The 24,004-nt window shown below is 44.8% G+C and carries 24 protein-coding genes; 7 read left to right on the top strand and 17 right to left on the bottom strand.

Annotated features, from left to right (window positions below; all coding sequences use genetic code 11):
* Window positions 1–30 precede the first annotated feature (30 nt).
* On the bottom strand, window positions 31–237 hold the full coding sequence (locus tag NFI81_RS18160) for a hypothetical protein (RefSeq protein WP_082217338.1): 207 nt from the start codon (window positions 235–237) through the stop codon (window positions 31–33).
* Between the two features lie 105 nt (window positions 238–342).
* On the opposite strand from NFI81_RS18160, the gene NFI81_RS18155 reads away from it, so the two are divergent.
* Window positions 343–1,746 (top strand): BatD family protein, encoded by a 1,404-nt coding sequence (locus NFI81_RS18155; RefSeq protein ID WP_234611059.1) that lies wholly within the window; start codon window positions 343–345, stop codon window positions 1,744–1,746.
* A 6-nt stretch (window positions 1,747–1,752) separates the two neighbouring features.
* Window positions 1,753–2,832, top strand: a complete 1,080-nt coding sequence (aroC, locus tag NFI81_RS18150; RefSeq protein ID WP_234611060.1) for a chorismate synthase — start codon at window positions 1,753–1,755, stop codon at window positions 2,830–2,832.
* Here the strand turns inward: aroC and NFI81_RS18145 are convergent.
* From NFI81_RS18145 to NFI81_RS18135, 3 genes are all read right to left on the bottom strand, one after another.
* The gene (locus NFI81_RS18145) at window positions 2,829–3,023 is read right to left on the bottom strand and encodes a hypothetical protein (RefSeq protein WP_234611061.1); all 195 of its coding nucleotides are present in this window, start codon (window positions 3,021–3,023) and stop codon (window positions 2,829–2,831) included. The two genes, aroC and NFI81_RS18145, sit on opposite strands and share 4 nt — an antisense overlap.
* Window positions 3,024–3,148: 125 nt before the next feature.
* A complete protein-coding gene (locus tag NFI81_RS18140; protein ID WP_234611062.1) occupies window positions 3,149–4,492 on the bottom strand; it encodes a Gfo/Idh/MocA family protein in 1,344 nt (447 codons plus the stop codon).
* A gap of 27 nt (window positions 4,493–4,519) precedes the next feature.
* Window positions 4,520–5,506 carry a formylglycine-generating enzyme family protein gene (locus NFI81_RS18135; protein WP_234611063.1) on the bottom strand — a complete coding sequence of 329 codons (987 nt, stop codon included), beginning with the start codon at window positions 5,504–5,506 and terminating at the stop codon, window positions 4,520–4,522.
* Window positions 5,507–5,644: 138 nt separating this feature from the next.
* Between NFI81_RS18135 and NFI81_RS18130 the strand changes: the two genes are divergently transcribed.
* A complete protein-coding gene (locus NFI81_RS18130; protein ID WP_234611064.1) occupies window positions 5,645–7,561 on the top strand; it encodes an ABC-F family ATP-binding cassette domain-containing protein in 1,917 nt (638 codons plus the stop codon).
* Window positions 7,562–7,613: 52 nt separating this feature from the next.
* Window positions 7,614–8,243: a DedA family protein gene (locus NFI81_RS18125; protein ID WP_234611065.1), complete on the top strand. Its 630-nt coding sequence runs from the start codon at window positions 7,614–7,616 to the stop codon at window positions 8,241–8,243.
* A gap of 3 nt (window positions 8,244–8,246) precedes the next feature.
* On the opposite strand, the gene NFI81_RS18120 is transcribed toward NFI81_RS18125, so the two are convergent.
* On the bottom strand, window positions 8,247–8,771 hold the full coding sequence (locus tag NFI81_RS18120) for a gamma carbonic anhydrase family protein (RefSeq protein ID WP_234611066.1): 525 nt from the start codon (window positions 8,769–8,771) through the stop codon (window positions 8,247–8,249).
* A 122-nt stretch (window positions 8,772–8,893) separates the two neighbouring features.
* Between NFI81_RS18120 and NFI81_RS18115 the strand changes: the two genes are divergently transcribed.
* On the top strand, window positions 8,894–9,454 hold the full coding sequence (locus NFI81_RS18115) for a YqgE/AlgH family protein (protein ID WP_234611067.1): 561 nt from the start codon (window positions 8,894–8,896) through the stop codon (window positions 9,452–9,454).
* An 11-nt stretch (window positions 9,455–9,465) separates the two neighbouring features.
* Here NFI81_RS18115 and NFI81_RS18110 read toward each other — a convergent pair whose 3' ends face one another.
* A complete protein-coding gene (locus NFI81_RS18110; protein ID WP_234611068.1) occupies window positions 9,466–9,687 on the bottom strand; it encodes a hypothetical protein in 222 nt (73 codons plus the stop codon).
* A gap of 97 nt (window positions 9,688–9,784) precedes the next feature.
* On the opposite strand from NFI81_RS18110, the gene NFI81_RS18105 reads away from it, so the two are divergent.
* Window positions 9,785–11,041: a metallophosphoesterase gene (locus NFI81_RS18105; protein ID WP_234611069.1), complete on the top strand. Its 1,257-nt coding sequence runs from the start codon at window positions 9,785–9,787 to the stop codon at window positions 11,039–11,041.
* 434 nt (window positions 11,042–11,475) lie between these two features.
* Complete coding sequence (gene gcvP, locus NFI81_RS18100; RefSeq protein WP_234611070.1) at window positions 11,476–14,370, top strand: aminomethyl-transferring glycine dehydrogenase; 2,895 nt, start codon at window positions 11,476–11,478, stop codon at window positions 14,368–14,370.
* Window positions 14,371–14,452: 82 nt separating this feature from the next.
* Here gcvP and NFI81_RS18095 read toward each other — a convergent pair whose 3' ends face one another.
* Genes NFI81_RS18095 through NFI81_RS18045 form a run of 11 tightly spaced genes read right to left on the bottom strand, consistent with a single transcriptional unit; the run spans window position 14,453 to window position 23,963 of the window.
* Entirely contained in the window at window positions 14,453–14,971 is a 519-nt protein-coding gene (locus NFI81_RS18095) for an NADH-quinone oxidoreductase subunit J family protein (protein WP_234611071.1), read from the bottom strand.
* A 34-nt stretch (window positions 14,972–15,005) separates the two neighbouring features.
* Complete coding sequence (locus NFI81_RS18090; protein ID WP_234611072.1) at window positions 15,006–15,599, bottom strand: NuoI/complex I 23 kDa subunit family protein; 594 nt, start codon at window positions 15,597–15,599, stop codon at window positions 15,006–15,008.
* A 15-nt stretch (window positions 15,600–15,614) separates the two neighbouring features.
* A complete protein-coding gene (gene nuoH, locus NFI81_RS18085; protein WP_233853293.1) occupies window positions 15,615–16,694 on the bottom strand; it encodes an NADH-quinone oxidoreductase subunit NuoH in 1,080 nt (359 codons plus the stop codon).
* A gap of 41 nt (window positions 16,695–16,735) precedes the next feature.
* Window positions 16,736–17,851 carry an NADH-quinone oxidoreductase subunit G gene (locus NFI81_RS18080; protein WP_234611073.1) on the bottom strand — a complete coding sequence of 372 codons (1,116 nt, stop codon included), beginning with the start codon at window positions 17,849–17,851 and terminating at the stop codon, window positions 16,736–16,738.
* A gap of 21 nt (window positions 17,852–17,872) precedes the next feature.
* A complete protein-coding gene (locus tag NFI81_RS18075) occupies window positions 17,873–19,390 on the bottom strand; it encodes a hypothetical protein (protein ID WP_234611074.1) in 1,518 nt (505 codons plus the stop codon).
* A complete protein-coding gene (nuoF, locus tag NFI81_RS18070; RefSeq protein WP_234611075.1) occupies window positions 19,390–20,730 on the bottom strand; it encodes an NADH-quinone oxidoreductase subunit NuoF in 1,341 nt (446 codons plus the stop codon). Before nuoF ends, NFI81_RS18075 begins: the two co-directional genes overlap by 1 nt.
* 23 nt (window positions 20,731–20,753) lie before the next feature.
* Complete coding sequence (nuoE, locus tag NFI81_RS18065; protein WP_234611076.1) at window positions 20,754–21,251, bottom strand: NADH-quinone oxidoreductase subunit NuoE; 498 nt, start codon at window positions 21,249–21,251, stop codon at window positions 20,754–20,756.
* A gap of 14 nt (window positions 21,252–21,265) precedes the next feature.
* Window positions 21,266–22,492, bottom strand: coding sequence for an NADH dehydrogenase (quinone) subunit D (gene nuoD, locus NFI81_RS18060; protein WP_234611077.1), 1,227 nt, complete (start codon window positions 22,490–22,492; stop codon window positions 21,266–21,268).
* 18 nt (window positions 22,493–22,510) lie between these two features.
* Window positions 22,511–23,011, bottom strand: coding sequence for an NADH-quinone oxidoreductase subunit C (locus NFI81_RS18055; RefSeq protein ID WP_234611078.1), 501 nt, complete (start codon window positions 23,009–23,011; stop codon window positions 22,511–22,513).
* Between the two features lie 6 nt (window positions 23,012–23,017).
* Window positions 23,018–23,560, bottom strand: a complete 543-nt coding sequence (locus tag NFI81_RS18050) for an NADH-quinone oxidoreductase subunit B (RefSeq protein WP_234611079.1) — start codon at window positions 23,558–23,560, stop codon at window positions 23,018–23,020.
* 28 nt (window positions 23,561–23,588) lie between these two features.
* Window positions 23,589–23,963, bottom strand: a complete 375-nt coding sequence (locus NFI81_RS18045; RefSeq protein ID WP_234611080.1) for an NADH-quinone oxidoreductase subunit A — start codon at window positions 23,961–23,963, stop codon at window positions 23,589–23,591.
* Between the last annotated feature and the right edge of the window lie 41 nt (window positions 23,964–24,004).

Raw genomic sequence — 24,004 nt, 5'->3', positions numbered from 1 at the left:
GCGGCTTCTTTTGTTTAAAATTTTTAAATTCTAGCCCAGTGATGACAGGCGTGCAAAGCAAGTATTAAGTACTGGTAAATGTATTGTTCCGTAGTTATCGTAACACCATTGTCTTAAACGTCTCACCTCAGCGGGCATCAACATGCGGATTGCTTTTCTGAGCTCTTTCTCAAACAATCTGCGGTCGAAGCTAACTTTTTGCAGAATAATTTTTATGTATTCAAGCATCGAGGCCATAGTATTATGTAGTTTTGTGGTTTAGGGACGTGAATAATTTATATAAGAATCAAGCGAAAAACATCTGATCACGGCAATTCCTAATAAAGTTAACGAAAATATTTAATGAAATTATATGCATTATTAAATATTATTTTGTGTTTTTCTGGTACGCTTTGCGCCCAGACCATTAATAATGCTTCCACGATCGAGCTGGGTTCCAAAAATCTTTCATTGGATCAACCTTTTCTTATATCAGTTGTTTTGCGTGACGCCGAGACGCGGCCTGCGGTTATTTTTCCAGAGATCAATGGCCTGGAAAAACGCAGCAAATCAGCCACAAGTGCCATCAGCAACGTTGATGGCAAGAAGGTCGTGATACAAACCATTACACAGGAATATTATGCGGCCAAGCCGGGCAATTACCTTATTCCGGAATTTGTCATTACCGTTAACAACCTCAATTTAAAGTCGGAGGAGACAATGGTTGTTTTTTCACAGTCAGCGAGCTCCGGTGAAGCGCTTTCTGCGGTTGTAAGCCCTCCATTTGAAACAGAAGTGGAAGATACGGGCGATGGGATCTTTCTTTCAGTACAAACCGATAAAAGAGCCATTTACATAAGAGAGGGCTTTGCACTGCGGATCTCGCTTTATATCGCCGAAAATGCGCCTGTTCAAATGGAATTTTACCGTTTCAATGAACAGCTGCAATCCATTTTGAAAAAATTGCGGCCTGCGAATTGCTGGGAAGAGAATGTCGGCATTGAGGAGATTGTGAAACGTAGGGTTACCATCAAAGGTCGTCGCTACACCGAGTATAACATGTATCAGGCGCGCCTATTTCCGATCACGACAGAAGACATCATTTTTCCTTCCATCGCATTGCAGATGCTGGTTATCGATAATAGCAAGGCAGTGAACGTCGAACGTAAGGTTGTAAAATCTTTCAGGTCAAATAAAGTGACAATTTCTGTGCGCCAGTTGCCGGACCATCCGCTTCGCGATCAGGTTGCTGTTGGGCAGTATGATTTAAAGGAAAACCTATCCAGCGAACTCGTTTATCCCGGTGAGAGTGTGCGTTACATATTTAAAGTCGAAGGGATTGGAAACATTGCTGCAATTCCAGCGCCGACGATCCAAACAAGCTCAACTTTCGACATTTATCCGCCGGAAGTCAGTCAGGTCATTAAAAGAAGTTATCAAAGCGTGATAGGAGAGAAAACTTTCGATTACTTTGTCGTTCCAAGAAAAGATGGCGAGTTTCCCTTGGGGAGATATTTTCAGTGGGTTTATTTCAATTCGGCAAAGGCCAAATATGATACATTGCGTTCGGCGAAAATGCTCTCCGTAAAGGGAGAGGATTATAAGCTCGCAAACTTATCATTAAGCGGCTCTTCGGGCTTGTATGATAACCTGGAAAGCCTCGATAGCAGTAAAGACTCGATAGATTATAAAAAGATTTTAAAAGACACCACCAACGGCATTGTCATTCTGCTGCTGATCGCAATGGTTTGGGTATTCAGAAAGTAAAAATTAATGGGAAGTACATACGGTAAGATATTCAAAATAGCCACATTTGGCGAGTCGCATGGTGCGGGAATCGGGGTTATCATAGAAGGGTGCCCCGCAGGCGTCAATTTTGACTCTGATTTCATTCAAAGCGAACTGGCCAGGCGTAAGCCAGGCCAGTCCAGAATTACAACGCAGCGCAAGGAAGCGGACGAATTCGAAGTGCTTTCAGGGGTTTTTGAGGGCAAAACAACCGGAACACCCATTGCATTGATCATCAGGAATGAAGATCAGCGCAGCAAGGATTATTCGCACATTGCTGCCCAGTTCCGCCCTTCTCATGCAGATTACACTTACCAGGTAAAATATGGCGTCCGCGATTACAGGGGCGGTGGAAGAAGCTCGGCAAGAGAAACAGCGGCAAGAGTCGCAGCCGGCGCGCTCGCGAAGCTGCTTTTAGCGGATTTGGGTGTGAACATTCAGTCCTACGTGTCACAAGTAGGGACATTGAAGCTGGAAAAATCTTATCAGGAACTCGATTTAACATTAACAGAAAGCAATGCAGTTCGCTGTCCCGATCCTGAAATGGCGCAGCAAATGTTCGATTACATTGATTCGGTCAGAAAGCAGGGAGATTCGGTGGGTGGCGTTGTGAATTGCGTCATCACAGGTGCTCCGGCAGGCTGGGGCGAGCCGGTATTTGACAAACTGCATGCAGAAATGGGCAAAGCCATGCTAAGCATCAATGCGGTGAAAGGATTCGAGTATGGCAGCGGTTTTGAAGGCGTAACGTTGCTGGGATCACAGCATAATGACGCATTTTATATTGATGACGCTGACAAAGTGCATACGCGCACAAACCATTCCGGTGGAGTGCAAGGTGGGATTTCCAATGGAGAAGATATTTATTTCCGCGTAGCATTCAAGCCGGTTGCAACTATTATGCAAGATCAGGAAAGCATTGACCAGCAAGGTGACGTTGCCATTGTACAGGGAAAAGGCCGTCACGACCCATGTGTGGTTCCGCGTGCTGTTCCGATCGTGGAGGCAATGGCAGCATTGGTTCTGGCTGATTTTTACCTTCGCAACAGGGCAAGCAAAGTTTAGATCTTATTGCGTTTGCGTCTTTGATTAAGACTTAGGACAAGCCAGATCGTTCCTACAAATTCAATAGCCAGTGCGGTGAGGATAATCGGATTACTAAGTTGTATTTGATCCGACCTGAGGAAAGAACCGACAGCTAGCAAAAGCATGCCGGTTAGCAGAATGAGCACAGCGTTTCTCAGGCTAAGTTTCACTGACTATATCGTTGGTGTAACATTAGAATTCCATCCAAGGGACATTCCTTATCTAATTTAGAAATTCTCTTACAACTTACAAACAAAAAAGGGCTCCTGAGAGCCCTTTTTTACTGCATTTTATCTTAAATAACCTGCGTCTTACCAGGAACCGCAACCGGATAAAGTCCGTCTGGACCCGGAAGGATTTTTGGAGAAGCATCCCAGGCCAATTTGTCCGGGAACAGATTGATATCCGAATTGAAAGCCTCATCCCACTTGATCATCTTACCTGAATAAGTGGCCATACGACCCATAATGGCTGTCATTGTGCTTTTTGCGCCGTTTTCAGCGTCAGCAAATTTATATTCACCTTTGGCGATAGCAGCAAACAACTCGTCATGTTCAACCTGATATGGGTTTTTATCGCCTTTATCGTCGTGTTGATAGATTACGCCGCCTTTGTAGTCCTTCAATATGGTTTTCTTGCCATCAAAGCTATCGATGCGTCCTTTTGTTCCTACAAAAGCCTCATCCACTTTATTCCACGTGCCTTCAAATTGACGGCATTGACTGGAAATAATGGTTCCGTCAGCGTAAACCAAATCCAATGTATGGTGATCGAAAATCTCTCCATAAGCCTTACCAGTACGGACTGTGCGACCGCCGGTTCCCTGAATTGAAACAGGATAACCTTTTTTCACCCAGTTAGCCACGTCAATGTTGTGTACGTGCTGCTCCGAAATGTGGTCACCGCAAAGCCAGTTGAAATAATACCAGTTTCTCATTTGGTATTCCATTTCAGTCTGGTTTGGCTGGCGTTCTTTCATCCAGGGGCTGCTTCCAACCCAGTAAACTTGTCCGCCTACGATATCGCCGATTGCACCATCATGGATTCTCTTGATAGCAGCCAGATAGTTTGCCTGATAATGGCGTTGCAGACCAACCACAACATTCAATTTCTTTTTCTTAGCCTCTTCGGCAATTTCAAGCACTTTGCGAATTCCCGGCGCATCCGTAGCAACCGGTTTTTCCATGAAGATATGCTTGTCGTTTTTTACAGCTTCTTCAAAATGCGAAGGGCGGAAGCCAGGAGGCGTTGCCAGAATAACAACATCCACATCCTTCAAAGCAATGGCCTTTTTGAAAGCGTCAAATCCTACGAATTTGCGGTCATCAGGCACATCCACCTTCGTTTTAATATCAACCACCGTTCCTGCCGCATTTTTGTATTTTTTGGCAGTCAGGTTTTTGTATGATTCATCCAGACGGTCTTTAAAAGCATCCGCCATCGCAACGATCTGCACATTCTGGGTCGTGCTTAATGCCTGCGCAGCTGCACCCGTTCCTCTTCCGCCACAACCGATAAGAGCGACTTTAATCGTCTCACCCACCGCACTGTTAAAACCATATCCGCGAACCGGATTCAGCATTGCACCGCCGGCAAACAAGCCCGATGCTTTTAGAAAATCACGTCTATTTTGTTCCATTATTATGTTAAGAGTTTAAATATGATCTCAATAATCTTCAATCAATTTTGGACTGTAATAAGCATTAATCTCTTCCTGAGAAGGTTGTTTAAGCGGCCTAACCACGCGGAAACCCACAAATGATGCACTTGTCATCCACCATTCACTTTTAGGAAGCTGTGGATCCAGGATCTTCCATTCTGCTTTTGACGCTGTACGTGCTGCGCTGCGCAGGTCGGCAGGCTCGTCATCCCAGGAACCGCCACGAACGGCTGTTGGATAAAGCTCCGTAACCGGCGCGTATTTTTCTCCCGCAGGTTGTTTGGCATAATAATCCGGAATGTATTGATCCAATGTCCATTCCATTACATTTCCGTGCATATCATGTAATCCGAATGCATTTGGCTTCTTTAAACCAATCTTCTTATAAGCTGCGTCGCTGTTCTTGCGGTGCCAGGCATATTCATCGATTTTCGACTCGTCAGGTCCAAATGAGTAAGCTGTTTTTGAACCTGCGCGGCATGCGTATTCCCACTCAGCCTCAGTTGGTAACCGGTAAAAAATGCCGGTTTTTTCGTAAAGCCATTTGCAAAAATGAATGGCTGCATATTGTGTCATGTTAATCGCGGGATAACCGGATCTCCCCATACCAAACGACATATCTACATAAGGTGGGCTGGGGCGGGTGCTCGCGTCGGTCTTTTGGACACTTTTATCAGGATCCGGGTGGCGGGCAGCCATTTCCTTTTCCATATTTTTGAACGCATAGAGATCATAAATATCCCAGTTCACTTCTGTTTTGCCCATCCAGAAGGGCTCGATTTTTACTTTGTGCTGAGGGCCTTCGTCAGGTCTGCGACCTTTTTCGGAATCAGGGCTTCCCATTAAAAACTCGCCGCCAGGAATCGCGACCATATCGTAGACTTGCGGGCTACCTCCTATTTTTTGAGTGTAATTCTTAAAATTTGCGTCTTGTGCTACTGCGTTAAAACAAAGGAAAACGGTTGAGAATAGGAATAAAAATTGCTTGGACATGATTTAAAATGTGTTCTATGGAACCATATAACTAAATATAAAGGGCAATATTATGCTATTTACCCTTTCAAAACGAATTTTTTCGTTGTTGTTTGAGATCTGTCCTACCTTTGTAGGAATTGAATTTTACTTTGGATCATGAATTACCTTTCAGCAGAAAATATAGCAAAGTCATTTGGCGATCAATGGCTTTTTAAAAACATCAATTTTGGAATCAGCAGGGGCGATAAGGTTGCGCTCATCGGAACGAATGGAACGGGCAAGACCACTTTTCTGAACATTCTGACGGGTAAAATCCCGGCAGATGAAGGAGAAGTGAGCATTCGTAAAGACATTCGGGTGGGTTACCTGGATCAAAGCCCGGCTTTCGATGAAAGCCTGACAGTCCTGGACGTGATTTTTTCTTCCAATAACCCGGTCGCACAGGTTGTTAAGCGCTACGAGCACGCCATTGAAACGGATAATCACGACGAGCTTTCGGAGGTGATGGAGGATATGGATAAATACAATGCATGGGATTTTGAATATAGAACCAAAGAAATCCTGGGTCGCCTGGGCATTCATCACACCGAAAATCTTTTTGGAACATTATCCGGCGGTCAGCGCAAGCGGGTTGCTATGGCGAAGGTTTTGCTGGAAGATCCTGATTTGCTCATCCTGGATGAGCCTACCAACCATTTGGACCTGGACACGGTTGAATGGCTTGAAAATTACCTCAACACATCCAATACAACGCTTCTGGTCGTAACCCACGATCGATATTTCCTCGACACAGTTTGCAATCAAATGCTCGAACTGGACCACGGCTCGGCTTATCCATATAAAGGAAATTACACTTATTTCCTTGAAAAAAAGGCAGAACGGGAAGAAATGGAAGCTGCCGGAATTGACAAGGCGCGTAACTTAATGCGGAAAGAGCTGGATTGGATACGCCGTCAACCCAAAGCACGCGGAACGAAGGCAAAATATCGCGTCGATGCATTTGAAGAGCTGAAAGAAAAGGCCAGTCAAAAGAAGTTTGATACCCAAATGGAGCTGAATGTCCGCACTTCGAGGCTGGGCAGCAAGATCATTGAGCTGGAAAATGTCAGCAAAGGTTTTGGTGAAAGACAGTTGATCAAAAACTTCGAATACACATTCCGAAAAGGCGACCGCATTGGAATCGTAGGCCAGAACGGGATGGGCAAGTCGACGCTCCTGAATATGATTACGGGTGAGCTAATGCCGGATAAAGGTCAGATCGTGAAAGGCGAGACGGTTCAGTTTGGTTATTATAAGCAGTCGGACCTGGTATTTAATGAAAACCAACGGGTGATCGACATTGTGAAAGATGTTGCGGAGGTTGTGCAGCTGGGAACTGGTGAGACGGTTACAGTTGGACATTTATTGCAGGCCTTCCTGTTTTCGCCTTCCAAACAATATGATTTTATTTCCAAACTAAGCGGCGGGGAGAAACGAAGGTTGCAGTTGCTTCTGATATTGATCAAACAACCCAACTTCCTGATCCTCGATGAGCCAACGAATGATCTGGACATTGCGAGTTTGAATGTTTTGGAAGAGTTCTTATTGAATTTCCCTGGCTGTCTGGTGATCGTTTCCCACGATAGATATTTCCTTGACAGGCTCGTTCAGCACATTTTTGTATTTGAAGGAGAAGGTAAGATCAGCGATTTTCCAGGAAATTATACAGAACTCCGTGAGTATCAGGATGAACAGGAAGCAGAGAAAAAAACTTCCGGAAGCAATGCTAATGCAGGAAAAAGCAATACGACCCATGTCATTCAGCCGATAAAAGAAACGGTAACTCCCGCTGTGGCAGCTCCCGTTGCGGCAACAGCGCCGAAGCGTAAGTTAAGCTATAAAGAGCAGAAGGAAATGGAGCAATTGGAATCGGACATTGCCAAAATGGAAGAGCAGAAGGGTGTTTTAGTTAAAAAACTGAATGATGGCGGTTCACACGCAGAGCTTGCTCAATGGTCGAAGCAGATTGAGGAATTGACCGAAAGTCAGGCGGATAAGGAAATGCGCTGGCTTGAACTATCCGAAAATGCTTAAATTTGGCAGCATTGTGATCCTCTGTTCCGATTAGCCCGTTTAAATCAGCATTATGAATTCAATTGCCGAGTTTTTCCAATATATCCTTAATTCCGAAGAATTGATCCGCACAGGCGGCCTGCTGGTGATTACGTTTATCGTTTTTGCTGAAAACGGGCTGTTCTTTGCTTTTTTCTTGCCAGGTGATTACCTGGTGTTCCTCGCAGGTGTTTTCTGCGGAACGGGTATACTAAAGGTTCCCATCGGCATATTGCTGTTGTGTTTGTTCGCAGCTGCCGTTTTGGGCTCTTTGGTAGGATATATTTTTGGGAAATATTTCGGTGATATGTTCGAAAACAGGCCGGATTCTTTCTTTTTTAAGAAAAAGCACATTGAAACTACGCGAAAATATTTCGACAAATACGGCAGCAGGACATTGATTATCAGCCGTTTTCTTCCAATCGTGCGCACATTTGCGCCTATATTGGCGGGTTTGGTAAAAATGCCGTTTGTTTCATTTTTAATCAACAATGTTGCCGGCGGTGCAATCTGGATCGGGCTTTTAACAGGAGGCGGCTTCCTGTTTGGAGAGCGCTTTCCCTGGATCGTAGATTATGTGCAATACATCATACTTTTCTTCCTTGCCATCACCACATTCACTGTGATTAAGGGATATCTGAACGCAAAAAAGGAAATGGGCTAATGCTCATTTTCCTTCCTCTTCCCGAAACCAGCCCGAATAAGTAATGTAATTGTTGGCCGTCCGGTCAATGGCGGCATTCAGCTCGGTTGACACATCTTTGAGATATTTTGCAGGATTGCCCGCGTAAATTGTCCCAGGTGGGACTTTTGTTCCCTGTGTGATAATGGCACCTGCGGCCACAATCGACCCTGTTCCGATTACCGCCCCGTCCATCACAATGGCGCCCATGCCAATCAGCACGTGATCTTCGATCGTACATCCGTGAACAATTGCGTTGTGCGCCACGGACACATAACTGCCAATTTTTGTCGCAAATCGTTGGTAAGTGCAGTGAATTACAGCACCATCCTGGATATTGGAATAATCGCCGATGCGAATGCTGTTCACATCTCCCCGAACCACAGCATTGAACCAAACCGTACAATGGCTGCCCATGACCACATCACCAACAACGGTTGCGTTTTCGGCAAGCCAGCAATCTTCCCCAAATGTGGGATTGAAGCCTCGCACAGATTTTATATACGGCATATCTTTCTTTTTTCGATTTGATCTAAAATAGTTAAACGATTAATTCCTTTTGTTGTATGCCACAAAATTGTTGCTAAAAATTAAATATATTACGTTTTTGATCATTAAAGCCATAACTCACTATGCCATCAGCCCTGAAAATTTCAAAAGGAAGTCTGTTAATTGCCAAACCGTTCTTGGGAGATCCCAATTTTGAAAGAGGTGTTATTTTGATGTGCGAACACAATGAACAAGGCAGCTTCGGCTTTGTCCTGAACCAGATTACCGATCTTTTTCTGGGCGATGTGCTGGACGAAACCATTTATCAGGACATTGCCTTGCATTTAGGTGGTCCGGTTGAAAAAAATACCCTGCATTTCATCCACAGGCGGCCCGACCTGATTGCCGGTGGGACTGAAATTATGCCGAATGTGTTTTGGGGAGGCGATTTTGATAGTATAAAAATGCTTCTGAACCTCAACACATTTCATGCTGACGATATCCGCTTTTTTATAGGTTATTCGGGATGGAGCGGCGGCCAGCTGGATGAAGAATTGAAGCAGGATTCGTGGATTGTTTCAAGCACAAATTCTGAATTCCTTTTCACAACACCACCTGAAAACTTCTGGCGTGAGATCCTGCGCAATATGGGCGGCGAATATCGTTCCATAGCACATTATCCCATCGACCCGCGCCTGAACTAGCCGTAATCTGTTTAGTTAGGCCGGTCAAGACCGTGGACGGATTCGTAATCCGACTTGATCCTGCTCACTTCCCTGGCGAGAAATTTCTGTAATTGTTGGTTGAAAGCAGCTTTATCTTCCTCAGAAAGAGATGCATACATGTCTTTTAATTCCTGATTGATCTGCGCACGCTCTTCGTCAGAGCCAGCATTCATGGAACGGATGTGAAAGCGCTTAAAATCAAATTCCGGCATATTGTCTTTCGTTTAGTAGTTTCAAAATTACTAAATGCTGCCGAACGAGAAAATTCTGCGCGGTGTTAACGTGCAATATGATCATTATCACCCCCCAATGAACAGGACATTCGTTTTTATATTTTTAACATTCATACTTTTTGCGATTGATTGGTATGTGTGGCAGGGATTACGTTTTGCGATCCGGAATTTAATGCCACAGACACAACGCTGGATCGGCGGAGCCTACTGGGTTTTTACCGCACTGACATTAGGAGCTTACATTATGATGCAGCTTCTTCCGCCTGATTACCTCAAAAGCACCACGCGCACATTCATTGTCGCCTTCATAGCGATTCCTTATTTGTCCAAACTACTGGCTGTTTTCCTGTTGTTCCTGGACGACATTCGCCGTTTTTTACAATGGATAGCGAGCTTTTTCTTTCCATCCGCGGCGCCAGTTTCACCTGTTTCGGGAGAGCAGACCATTCCGCGTTCGCAATTCCTGGCCACGACGGCCATGGTGGCAGGGGCCGGGCTTATGGGCACATTTGCGTACGGCATAATCTCAGGCGCGCACGATTACCGCATTCGCCGCGTGCGCATTCCACTTAAAAATCTGCCCAAAGCATTTGACGGGATTAAAATCGCACAATTGTCTGACATTCACTCAGGAAGCTTTTTTAATAAAACGGCCGTGAAAGGAGGCGTCGAAATGTTGATGAAGGAAAAACCGGATATTGCATTTTTCACGGGCGACCTCGTGAATGACCGCGCGCTGGAAGTGCGTGACTATATTGATATTTTTAATAAAGTAAAAGCACCGCTGGGTGTACATTCAATCCTGGGAAATCACGACTATGGTGACTATTTCCAATGGCCGAGTGTGGAAGCCAAAACGAATAATCTGGCAGATCTGAGAAAAGCGCATCAGTTATTAGGCTGGAATTTAATGTTGGATGAAAACCGCGCGATCCGTGTTGATGGCGAAGAAATTGGCCTAATAGGGATTCAAAATTGGGGCGCAGGTAATTTTGCCAAATATGGAAACCTTGAAAAGGCATATCAGCATACGGATGATTTTCCTGTCAAAATTCTGCTTTCACACGATCCAAGTCATTGGCAAGCCCAGGTTTTACCTAAGTACAAAGACATTGACCTTGCATTGGCCGGGCATACGCACGGCATGCAGTTTGGTGTGGAAATCGGTGGATTGAAGTGGAGCCCTGTGCAATACAGATACAAACAATGGGCCGGGTTATACACCGAAAACGACCAGCATTTGTATGTTAATCGCGGTTTTGGCTATCTAGGCTATCCGGGGCGTGTGGGTATTTTGCCCGAAATCGCTATCATTGAGTTGGTTAGAGCGTAAGATTTAGGGAACTTGTAATTGGGTTTGATCGGTTATACAGGATAACAGCCTAAATGCGTTGAGTATATAAGGTTCTGTAATCCTAAAAAATGAATATGATGACAAAATTTGCTTCCTTATTTCTCGTACTCGCATTGATTTGCGGAATATCCGGTGTTAACACGGTTAATGCCAAACCAGCGAACGCGAAGACTGAGCTTTTAGTCAAAAAGAAAAAGTATAAGGGTTACAAAAAGCCGAAATCCAAGAAATTCCTCGGAATATTCAAGCGGAAAACGGATTGCGGTTGTCCCAACAAATGACATTCGAATTGCTTTAAAATTTGCATATATTCAAGAGTAAGCATAGCCATCATTCTCTAAAAGATTCGATTGGATTTGCTTACTTTTGTATTTTAAAAACCACTTAATATTGACGTCGTCAGCCCAAGTTGAATGAAAATTAATCTTCGGAACCAGGATAAATTTGAAAACCGTCACCACGGTAAAGATGCGCAGGAATTGCAGGAAATGCTGAGCACGATCGGAGCCGCATCACTGGATGAATTGATTGACCAGACGCTTCCCCCGGCCATCAGACTGCAAAAGCCATTGAACCTGCCAAGACCGAAAACCGAGCAGGAATTTTTGCAGGGAATCCGGAAAATTGCCAGCAAAAATGCTGTGCTTAAATCATATATAGGAACAGGTTATTACGACACCATCACACCTAATGTAATTCTCCGGAACATTCTTGAAAATCCAGCCTGGTACACGGCTTATACGCCTTACCAAGCCGAGATTGCGCAGGGCAGATTGGAAATGTTGCTTAATTTCCAAACCGTTATTACGGATTTGACAGGCATGGAGATCGCTAACGCTTCATTGCTGGATGAAGCCACTGCTGCTGCGGAGGCAATGACCATGCTGCACAGCCTGCGTCCTGCTTCAAGAAAAAAAGCGAACACATTCTTCGTTTCAGAACTTTGTCATCCACAAACGATCGACCTCGTTCACACAAGGGCGAAGCCAATCGGCATTGACATTATAGTAGGAAACCACGCGACCGTGGATCTTACAGGTGAAAACCTTTACGGAGTGCTGGTTCAATATCCTGCCACCAATGGGGAAGTTATTGACTATACAGATTTCATTGCTTCTGCACACGAACAAGGCCTTTCAGTTGCCGTTGCGGCTGATCTGCTGGCATTGACATTGCTAAAATCGCCAGGTGAAATGGGCGCGGATGTGGTTGTTGGTACTTCGCAGCGATTTGGCGTTCCTATGGGTTATGGCGGCCCGCATGCTGCTTATTTTGCAACAAAAGATTCATTTAAAAGACATATACCGGGCCGGATTATCGGTGTTTCTGTGGATACGGAAGGCAATCGCGCATTGCGCATGGCCTTGCAGACGCGGGAGCAGCATATCCGTCGTGAAAAAGCAACTTCCAACATTTGCACTGCGCAAGTGCTTCTGGCGGTTATCGCGGGTGCATACTCCGTTTACCACGGACCGGAAGGCATTAAGAACATTGCCGCCCGCGTTCACGGACTTACCAAGCTTTTTGTTGACACTATCAAACAATTCCATTATGAGGTCGTAACGGAACATTACTTTGATACTGTCACGGTTAAGACTGGTTTAACCAGGAAGCTGAGAGAAACAGCCGTAAAATGGGGCATTAACCTGAAATATAATGGTGAAGAAAGTGTCTCGGTGTCATTTGATGAAGCAAAGACCTTTGATGATGTCATTTCACTTTTGAATGTATTTGCAGAAGTGTCTGGCTTTCAGGGTGAAATGGTGATTGATGAAGAGTTGGAACTGGATCTGCCAGCAAATCTGGCCCGCACATCTGAATATTTGACACATCCTGTTTTCAACACGCACCATACGGAGCACGAAATGCTGCGTTACTTGAAATCACTTGAAAATAAAGATTTATCGTTGGTTCATTCGATGATCTCACTGGGCAGCTGCACAATGAAACTAAATGCAACCGCTGAAATGATCCCATTAACCTGGCCGGAATTTGGTGCAATTCACCCGTTCGCTCCGACAAATCAGGTTGGTGGTTACGCGCAGCTGGTAAGCGAGCTCAACATCTGGCTTTGTGAGATCACGGGATTTGCTGCGATGTCGTTTCAGCCAAATTCTGGCGCACAAGGTGAATATGCGGGGCTTATGGCGATTCGTGCTTATCACGAAAGCCGCGGTGATGTACACAGAAATGTTGCATTGATCCCTTCTTCGGCACACGGAACCAACCCTGCATCGGCTGTCATGGCGGGAATGAAAGTGGTGGTTACCAAATGTGATGAAAGAGGAAACATTGATGTGGCCGATTTGAGAGCCAGAGCCGAGCAATATAAAGATGAATTGTCTTGCTTGATGGTCACCTATCCTTCAACGCATGGTGTGTACGAGGAAAGCATTATTGAAATCTGCGAAATGATCCATTCATTTGGCGGACAGGTTTATATGGATGGTGCCAATATGAATGCGCAAGTTGGACTTACAAGTCCGGCAACCATTGGTGCGGACGTTTGCCATTTGAATCTGCATAAAACATTCTGCATTCCGCACGGAGGCGGCGGACCTGGCGTTGGCCCGATCGGTGTGGCGGAACATTTGATGCCTTTCCTTCCTGGTCATGTTAATTTCAGCACGCAGCCAGAACATTTGCCAGCCGGTGAAGCAGGAGCCGTTTCTGCCGCGCCTTACGGAAGTGCAAGTATCCTCACGATTTCCTACGCATACATTGCCATGATGGGAGAGGCAGGGCTTACAAATGCAACCAAATACGCCATTCTGAATGCCAATTATATCAAAGAGCGCCTGAGCGGACATTACGATGTGCTTTACACCGGCACAAACGGACGTTGCGCGCACGAAATGATCCTGGATTGCCGATCATTTAAAGCATTTGGTGTGGAAGCAGAGGATCTTGCAAAACGTTTGATGGATTACGGATTCCACGCGCCCACATTGTCATTCCCTGTTGCAGGCACATTGATGATCGAACCAACGGAATCAGAGTCGAAAGCGGAACTGGATCGTTTTTGCGATACGATGATCGCGATTAGGAATGAAATTCGTGAGATTCAGGATGGCACAGCAGACCGCACGGACAATGTGCTTAAAAATGCACCGCATACATCCAGAATATTGTTAAGCGAAAATTGGAACAGATCTTACAGCCGCGAAAAAGCTGCATTCCCATTGCCTCATTTACGTTTCAACAAGTTCTGGCCAAGTGTAAGCCGCGTCGACAGCGCTTACGGTGACAGAAACCTGATCTGCTCATGCATTCCGGTTGAAGCTTATTCAGAAGTAGAAGCGAGCTAAGAAGCGATTAATACAAAAGAAAAAGGGAAATGCTCGGTTGAGTATTTCCCTTTTTTATATGCTAAGATGTTAGCAGAAGATCTTAAAAATGTCTTTCCCCGATTTCTCTTTTTCCCAACATCACTGCACCCACCATTGCTACCAAAAGGAGAATCGAAACCAACTCAAAAGGAAGCAGATAATCGCGGAAAAGCAAATGTCCCAGGTTTTCGATCATCCCGATTTGTGAATCAAATTGCTGAGGATCAAATCCCGGAATAACGCTTTTGCGATAAGCGCCGAAAAGGATCACAAATACAGTTCCGCCGACAATCGTGGCCGCAATCTTGGTGAGATTGGTTTTAGATTCGTCATTATCCTGCTTCATATTCAAGAACATGATCACAAACAGGAACAGAACCATAATGGCACCCGCGTAAACAATAATGTTAACGGCGGCCAGAAACTGCGCATTGAGCAGAATATAATGTCCCGAAAGCGTAAAGAATGTCAGGATCAGATACAGGACGCTGTGGATCGGGTTGCGCGAAACAACCACCATTACTGCGCTGAGGACAGTCAGGAATGATAAAAAATAGAAAAACGAAATAGCTGAATTCATAAAATTAGATAGCTGATATGCTCAATGAATGTGTTCAGGGAATGGCTCTCGGAACAACATTGGTAACTTCGCCGCTGGCTCTCTTCAAGTCCAATGCGCGCGCTTCTTCCTTAGTCCAGGCTTCTCGGGTGTATCGGTTGGTCATATCTTCTACCAAAAGATCTTTTCCCCAAATCACCTGATCGCGTTCCGCAAATACGGGAACGAATTCGTCGTGGCGCAAATAAACAGCTTGTTTCGGGCAAGCTTCTTCACAAAGGCCACAGAATATGCAACGAAGCATGTTCACTTCGTAAACTGCCGCATATTTTTCTTCGCGATAGAGATTTTCTTCGCCTCTTTCCCGCTCAGCAGCAACGATCTGAATCGCCTCCGCAGGACAAGCAACGGCGCACAAACCGCATGCAGTGCAGCGTTCGCGACCGTCTTCATCCCTTTTCAGAATATGCCTGCCGCGAAAAACAGGTCCAAGATAACGCTTGACCTCAGGATATTGAATGGTTACTTTTTTTGCAAAAAAGTGCTTTATGGTGATCGCTAACCCAGTTGCAATAGCAGGCAAGTAGGCGCGCTCCATGAACGTCATTTCCTTATTGCTTACTTGCTTAGAGCGATTTGTCAGTTGCATGGCAATGTGTTTTTATTAATTCAACCACGCGGTGATCATCGGCTTCAAGAAAAGCACGGCGGCACCGGTGATAATAATATTAAAGATAGCAAGCGGGATCAGTTTTTTCCAGCCCAGGTTCATCAGCTGATCATAACGGAACCGTGGAATAGTCCAGCGCACCCACATATAGAAGAAAATGAAGAACAATGCTTTGCCAAAAAATACTGCCGTTCCGATCAATGTGGCTGCATTATGTCCCGTTTCGGTTCCAAATGCCTGTGTAAGCTGCGTATAAACCCAATCCATTCCAGGATAGTTGTATCCGCCAAAATATAAAACAGAGATAATAGCAGAAGAAATGAACATGTTGATATACTCAGCAAACAAATAGAAGCCCAATTTCATACTTCCGTATTCTGTATGATAACCACCTACAAGTTCAGTTTCACATTCAGGAAGGTCAAAAGGCACACGGTTACATTCTGCGAATGAGCAGGTTATGAAAATGATGAAGCCTAAGGGTTGGTAGAAAATATTCCAGTTTCCGCCATGCTGCTGTGCCACGATTTCACCTAATGAAAGCGAGCTGCTCATCATTAAAATTGCAATCAGCGAAAGGCCCATCGCAACTTCATAACTAATGTTCTGCGAAGCCGCACGGATGGCACCCAGCAGCGAAAACTTGTTATTGGAAGCCCAGCCGCCGACCATAATGCCATAAACACCTAATGCGACAACGCCGAAAACATAAAGGATTCCAATGTTGGACTCCACACCTTGTAAAGCAACTTCATGACCATTGATACGGAAAGTGCTTCCGAAAGGAATTACCGCGCTGGCGAGCAAAGCCGTAAGCATCGCCAAGCTGGGTCCTGCTATGAAAAGCCATTTGTTAGCCAAAGCCGGAATAAAATCTTCTTTGAAAAACATTTTACCCGCATCCGCAAGCGGCTGCAACAACCCACCCGGTCCCGCACGGTTTGGGCCCATCCTATCCTGGATAAATCCCGCAACTTTGCGCTCACCCCAGGTTGAATACATGGCAATGACCAGCGTAAGGACAAAAACAACGAATATTGTTGCGGTTTTAATGAGAAACTCCGTTAAATCCATTTTTTGTAAACAAGGTTAAAGACCGGCTCTGATGCCGATGACTAGTTATTTTTAGCTAACAATGAGCGGTGATTTGCTTTGTCGTTATTTTCGATGCTTTGATGACGAATGGTGTCTTCATCGGTTACAAAAGGACGTGTGTCGTCGATGCGCTTGTATTGCGTTTCTGCCATTTTTATTGCGAAATCAGGTTTTTTAACCAGATCAGCGCGGTATTTGTTTGCAGAAATTACAGAGCTGCGTTTCACTTTGGTAGGGCCTTCGAGCACCCAGTCGCTCGTTTTTTTCTTTTCAAAACGGCAGGTGTTGCAAATGAAGTCATTCACTTCTCCCCAGGTATTCTTGCGCGCGGTAACCCTGATCACTTCGTCGCCTCTGTACCAAAGTGTGGTTTTGCCACAGCATTTATCGCAGTCGCGGTGTGCGTCTTCTGGTTTGGTGAACCAAACGCGGTTTTTGAAACGGAATGTTTTGTCAGTAAGCGCTCCCACAGGACAAACGTCGATCACATTTCCGGAGAAATCGTTATCGATCGCTTTTTCAATGTAAGTGCTTATCTCAGAAGCATCTCCACGGTTCATTACGCCATGCAGACGCTTGTCCGTAATCTGGTCGGCTGTATAAACGCAACGATAACAAAGGATGCAGCGCGTCATGTGCAGTTGCACGTAAGGACCAATGTCGATTTTATCAAAAGTCCTTCTGTCTTCCTCATAACGCGTGTTTACCGAACCATGCTCAAATGCAAAATCCTGCAAATGACATTCTCCGGCCTGGTCGCAAATAGGGCAGTCGAGCGGGTGATTAATTAGCAGGAATTCCACAATACTTTTGCGCGTTTCCAGCACGGCCGGATTAGTTGTGTTTTCAACCACCATTCCTTCCTGAACTTGTGTAATGCAGGATGGAACAAGCTTTGGCATTGGCCTTGGATCTTTCGCAGAACCTTGTGCAACACGAACCAGACAAGCTCTGCATTTTCCACCCGAAGTAGGCAGCGGTTTGTAGTAACACATGGCCGGAGGCACAAGTGCAGCCTGACTAGCGTCCGCTTCCGCGATTTTTCGCGCAGCCTGCATAATCGTTGTTCCCGGTTCTACTTCGACTTCAATGCCGTCAAATGTAATTTTTACTAACTGAGGTTTGGTCTCTTCCATGCCAAAAATTTATATCTTATGCTATTTGTCGGCCTCGTAAATGTCGTACGGGCCCACGGTTGAGCTATATTTTAAAGTGTTCGTAAAATCAACATTGAGAATGTTGGTAGGAACAATCCCTTTTAATGAAATTACATATTTAATATCCTTTCTCCTAACCATGCTTTCAAATTTATCAAACCGGAAGGTGCCGTTTAAATTGGCCAGATAAACAAGGTCAGCAAAAGGAATTAATGCATTGTTGACCAGAAAATGATTCAGAAAATAGCCTTCCAGATTATTGCCGCCGCAAATATAAACCCACTCCCGCGGTTTCAGGTTTTTCTCATGGTATAAATATTCCGATACATTCCGTTCATCAATGTAATTGCGCTCAAAGTTGGAATGGATAGCCGATTTGTATTTCATAAAAACAAAAAGCGTGCAGTGCAAAAATGCGAATAGCATGTAAAACGAAGCGGCAATCCTGAAAAAACCTTGATTAAACCGATAAGCGTTTGCAGAATGCGTGATGAAAAGTGTAATCTGTATTACCGCCAGAATCAGATAATCCTGATAGTAACCCACGCCAGCGCCAATTTTGAATGCTGTTGAAGTTGAAAAGATGAAAGTTAAAAAGCAGCAAAGCGTCAGGAACAGAAGAAAATTGGAATATCTGTGGTAAATAATGTAGCCGCTCACAATCATATTGGCGATAATCAATGGTGCAAATTGCAGAAGCCAGTGTTGCAGCGTCCAGTCATAAAACCACTCCCAACTCGCCGAATTGGCCACACCTCCGATAATGTTGGTAAAAAACAGGTCGATGGTGTTAATGGGTAGAATGGCCAGATAAAGACCCATAACGACCATGCCGAATGCCGTCAGGCTTAACAGCATTTTCCATTCTCTGTTTAATATCCAATAAACGCCTGCGGAAATGGCCAGAATCGCACCGCTCTGCTTTACAAAAAAGGCTGTAACCGCAATGAAAATTGCCGGGTAAAACCAAAATTGGTTACCATCTTCCTTTAATGCATTATAGCAGGAGAATATAAAGAGTGTTGTTAGTAATATCAGCAAACTATCCGGGCGCGAAGTGGTTAAAAACCAAAAGCTCAGCACATGGAAGATATAAAGACTGGCAATGATCGCAATGAATGGTTTCTTAGTCAGCCGATTCAAAAACACCCCTAATAAGCCCACCGTAGCCAATACAAACAGATTGGACCATAATCGGCTGGCAAGATAAATCTTGTGGACTTCCAGGGCTGACCATCCTACTATTTTGCAGAATGTAGCGACGATAGTAGAGTAAATCGGCGCATATTGCGATAACCTGAAAGGAGCATCTTCCGGATCCAGATAAATGGGATTGCCTGATACGAGAAGCTGAATAGGGACGATTGAACTGCCCTCACTCCCTGAAATATCGGGATGATAGCTGATGGATGCCTGGAATTTAATGATTAATAGAATCAATGCGCTGATGAGTCCGAAGATCAAAGCGATCATAAAGGATTTATCCCGGACCCAAATCAGCGATTTATTGATTTCCATTATACTAATGCCATTTCGCCCTGATAAACTGCGCCGGGCTGCGATGCTTCGTGTGGATGCGTAATGTGCCACATGAATTCATCCCTGAAATGCCGGATCGCGCTGGCAACAGGCCAGGCAGCAGCGTCTCCCAATGGACAAATGGTGTTACCTTCTATTTTTTTGGATATATCAACCAGCAGATCAATGTCGTGCATGCTTCCGTGGCCGTGTTCAATGCGGTGAAGCACTTTTTCCATCCAGCCGGTTCCTTCACGGCAAGGGCTGCATTGTCCGCAAGATTCGTGGTGATAAAAACGGGAGAAGTTCCAGGTGTTACGAACGATACAAGCTGTTTCATCAAAAACAATGAAACCGCCTGAACCCAACATGGTTCCTGTCGCAAATCCGCCATCCGACAACGATTCATAGCTCATCAAGCGATCTTCGCCATTGGCCGTTTTCATGATTAAGTGAGCCGGTAAAATGGGGACAGAAGAACCTCCGGCAACAAGTGCTTTCAAATGATGACCTTTTCTAACGCCACCGCAATATTCATCGGAATTCAAAAATTCTTCAACACTTACACCTAATTCGATTTCATAAACACCAGGTTTATTAATATGCCCGGATGCAGAAATCAGCTTCGTTCCTGTGCTGCGGCCAACGCCGATGGCAGCATAAGCATCTCCACCATTGTTAATGATCCACGGCATGTTAGAGATAGACTCCACATTATTCACAACAGTCGGGCTTTGATATAGGCCTTTTACCGCTGGGAATGGCGGCTTATTTCTCGGATTTCCTCTTTTTCCCTCCAATGATTCCAGTAAGGCAGTTTCTTCGCCGCAAATGTAAGCGCCGCCACCCGGCTGAACGACCAGTTCAAGATCGTAACCGGTTCCTAATATATTTTTACCAAGAAATCCTTTCGCTTTGGCTTCTTCAATGGCTTTTTCCAGAATGCGGATCACATACATCAGCTCGCCACGCACGTATATGAACGATTTGTGCGCTCCAAGTGCATAACTGGAAATGATCATCCCCTCTATTAGCAAATGCGGAATGCATTTCATCAAATGGTGATCCTTGAACGTTCCTGGCTCGGATTCATCTGCATTACACACCAAATATCGGGGAACACCTTCCGGCTTCGCCAAAAAGCCCCATTTCATACCCATTGGAAAACCCGCACCACCACGTCCACGCACACCGGATTTCTTTGCTTCTTCCACAACTTCTTCGGAAGTCATGGTTTTTATTGCTTTTTCAACGGCCGTATATCCTCCCTTTTGACGATAAACGTCGAAAGTTTCGATGCCCGGTGTATTAATATGTTCCGTTAAGATTTTTATAGCCATTTGAGGATCAATTTCTGCTTACGCTATTTACTCAACTCTTCAATGATTTCATCCACTTTCTCATTCGTCAGATTCATATAATATTTCTCACGAATCTGAAAAACAGGCCCCCAGCCACATGCTGCTAAACATTCCACTTCTTTCAATGTGAAAAGTCCGTCCGCAGTAGTTTGGCCGGCTTCAATGCCCAGTTTTTGTTTCAAATGTCCGTAAACGTCTTCTCCGCCCATCAGGCAGCAAGGACCTGTACGGCAATATTCAATGACATGCTTTCCGACAGGATCCAGGTGATACATGGTGTAGAAAGTCGCAACTTCATAAACCTCAACCGGTTCAAGACTCAATAAGCTGGCCACGTGGTCCATTACTTCGCTGCTTAACCAGCCCCATTGTTCCTGGGCTACGTGCAAAACAGGTAAAAGAGCCGATTTTTGACGGCCCTCGGGATAACGTGCAATGATCTCTCTTACTTTTTCCTGTCTTTCCGGTGTAAATGCAACCGGATTTAATGATTCAGTCATTTCTTGAATATTTTTTAGGCGTCCAGCTCACCCGCAATTACGTTCAGGCTACTCATGGTCAGGATGGCGTCAGAAAGCGTGCTTCCTTTACACATTTCAGGATAAGCCTGATAATAAATAAAGCTTGGTCTACGGAAATGCAGCCTGTATGGAGTCCGGCCACCGTCGCTGATCAGGTAGAAACCCAACTCGCCATTGCCGCCTTCCACTGCATGGTAAACCTCGCCAATAGGAGCATCAATTTCTCCCATTACAATTTTAAAATGATAAATAAGCGCTTCCATGCTCCTGTATACCTCTTTTTTGGGAGGTAAATAATATTCAGGAGCGTCGGCGTAATAAGGACCTTCGGGAAGATTGTTAATGGCTTGTTCTATAATTTTCAAACTTTGCCACATTTCTTCGTTCCGAACCATATACCGGTCGTAAGTGTCGCCGTGCTGACCAACAGGAATTGAAAACTCAAAATCTTCGTAAGAAGAATAAGGATTCATCACCCTAACGTCATAGTCTAAACCGGCTGCCCGAAGATTTGGACCTGTGAAACCGTATGAAATGGCCCGTTCCATGGATATAGGGCCCACATTAATGGTCCTGTCCATGAAAATCCTGTTCCGATTGAGCAATTTTTCAAACTCTCTTAAAACAGGGGGAAATGATTTAATAAACTCATGGATCTTGCGGATTGCTGTCGTAGAAAGGTCTCTTTCCATTCCGCCTACACGGCCCATATTGGTCGTTAAGCGAGCGCCGCAAACCTCTTCGTAGATTTCATAAACTTCCTCACGCTTCTGCATTACATACAAGAAACCGGTAAAGGCGCCTGTATCCACACCTAAGATACTGTTGCAGATCAGGTGATCCGTAATCCGTGCAAGCTCCATCATGATCACCCGGATGTACTGGGCTCTCTTGGGCACTTCAACACTAAGCAGTTTTTCAACCGTCATATGCCATCCCAGATTGTTGATCGGGGAGGAGCAATAGTTCATGCGGTCGGTCAGGGTCGTGATTTGATAAAAAGGCCTTCTTTCGGCGATTTTCTCAAATGCACGGTGTATATATCCAATGGTCTGTTCTCCGGAAACGATCTTTTCACCATCCATTTTCAGGATATTCTGGAAAATACCGTGTGTTGCAGGGTGGGTAGGACCGAGGTTAAGCGTAGTCAGTTCTTCAACCAGCTCAGGTAGATCGGCGTTTGCGGGAACATTATGTGGTAATAATTCAATATCTGCCATATCTTACTCAGTATAGGGTCATCGGCCAAAAAGGGCATCAGTTTTATCTTCGCGCGTTGCATCTTCCAGGGGAAATTCCCTTCTCATCGGGAAGTAATCCATTTCCTCGATATTCAGGATGCGCTTCAAGTTAGGATGTCCGTCAAACATGATTCCAAAAAAATCGTACGTTTCGCGTTCCATCCAGTTGGCAGAGGCAAACAAGCCCGTTGCTGTTGGAATGTGAATATCCGCTTCGGCAATGCTCACTTTAATACGAACGCGGAAATTATGCACGAAACTGTGCATATGATACACGACCATAAATTCCTTTTCTACACTATCAGGATAATGAATGCCAGTAATGTCTGTTAAGAAGATAAACTGGTAAGTTTTATGGTCACGCAGAAATTCTAAAAGCGGGATAATTTCCTCACGAGAGGTTGAAAGCGTCAGCAATCCGTAGGGTTCATCAAAGTCAAAAACCTGATCACCAAATTTTTCCAAAAGCGCTTCGGCTACCTCCTGGTTACTTAGCATAGGGGATTATTGAATATTATATGATGCTAATAATTCAGAATATTCGTCTGTGTTTCTGCGACGAAGCTTCTCATTCTGAGCCAAATGCTGAATATGCATTAAACCGTCAATGATCTGTTCGGGGCGTGGCGGGCAGCCAGGGACATACACGTCCACGGGGATGATACGGTCAATTCCCTGCAAAACACTGTAAGTATCAAAGATTCCGCCGCTTGAAGCACAGGCGCCAACAGCCATCACCCAACGTGGTTCAGCCATTTGTAAATAGACCTGTTTCACCACAGGGGCCATTTTCTTCGCAATTGTTCCCATTACCATCAGCAAATCGGCCTGGCGGGGAGAAAAGCTAGGTCTTTCCGACCCGAAACGGGATATATCATAATGTGCTCCCATCGTTGCCATGAATTCAATTCCGCAGCAAGAGGTTGCAAAAGGAAGTGGCCAAAGTGAATAACTTCTTGCCAAACCTATGGCTTCATCAAATGAAGTTGCAAAAAAACCAGATCCGCTATGTCCTTGCGGAGCCTCCACAATCGTTACTTCTTTCATAATTTTTTCTGTCAGTCAAGTTTGTAAATTACTCTTCCCAGTTGAGGACCCCTTTGCGGATCACATAATAAAAACCGGAAAGCAGCAATGCCATGAATAATAACATTTCTACAAACCCAAACATTCCTAAACCCTTAAAATTAACTGCCCAGGGATACATAAAGATCACCTCGACGTCAAAAAGGACGAATAGGATGGCAACAAGAAAATATTTTACGGAGATTGGTGTGCGGGCATCACCCACAGACTCAATGCCACATTCGAAAGGATCGTCTTTTAATTTGCTTTTCCTGCTTGGGCCGATCAAGTGGGTTACAATCATTGTGCCACCGATAAAGCCGGCAGCCAGGATAAATTGAACCAAGATCGGCAGGTAATCGGAAGGGAAATATGAATCTTTCATTGAGTCAGTTATTCAATTATAATCTACGAAATCAACGTAAA

The sequence above is a fragment of the Dyadobacter fanqingshengii genome (assembly GCF_023822005.2).
In the GTDB taxonomy this organism is placed as follows: domain Bacteria; phylum Bacteroidota; class Bacteroidia; order Cytophagales; family Spirosomataceae; genus Dyadobacter; species Dyadobacter fanqingshengii.
This window is presented reverse-complemented; position numbering and strand designations above follow the sequence as displayed.